Raw genomic sequence first — 543 nt, forward strand, 5'->3', positions numbered from 1 at the left:
ATAGACAAAGAGATGAGCAATAGCTATGTACCGCGCGGAAACCGTAAAAAAGTTCGCTCACAAGTTGCCATCTACGACTATCTTAAAAATATAGAAAAGCAAACAAGAAGACAAAAGTCAGATGTCTCAGATACTTGAACAAGATGAACGCTACATTGCCGCGATCGATCTCGGCTCTAATAGCTTCCACATGGTGGTGGCGAAGGTGGTCGGCAGCGACCTACAGCTCATCAGTCGCCATAAACAGAGGGTTCGTTTAGCCTCTGGCCTAGACAGTGAATTGAATTTAAGTCACGCCTCCATGGAGCGAGCGTTGGAGTGTCTTGCGATGTTCGCAGAGAGGCTGCAAGGCTTTGAGGAATCCAATGTGCGCATCGCTGCTACACACACGCTAAGAAGAGCGAAAAACGCGCATTTGTTTATCCAACGAGCAAAAGCAGTCATGCCATTCCCGATAGAGATTATTCCGGGAGAGGAAGAAGCGCGCCTAATTTACTTGGGTGTCGCACACACTCAAGTGGAATCTAATTCTAAACTGGTGGT

The 543-nt window shown here is 47.1% G+C and carries 1 pseudogene; it reads left to right on the forward strand.

Annotated elements, in window-relative coordinates:
* Nucleotides 1-121: 121 nt before the first annotated feature.
* Nucleotides 122-543 (forward strand): annotated as a pseudogene (locus R7E78_RS29775) (exopolyphosphatase); the annotation flags it as partial.

It is taken from the genome of Vibrio sp. YT-19(2023) (genome assembly GCF_033337395.1).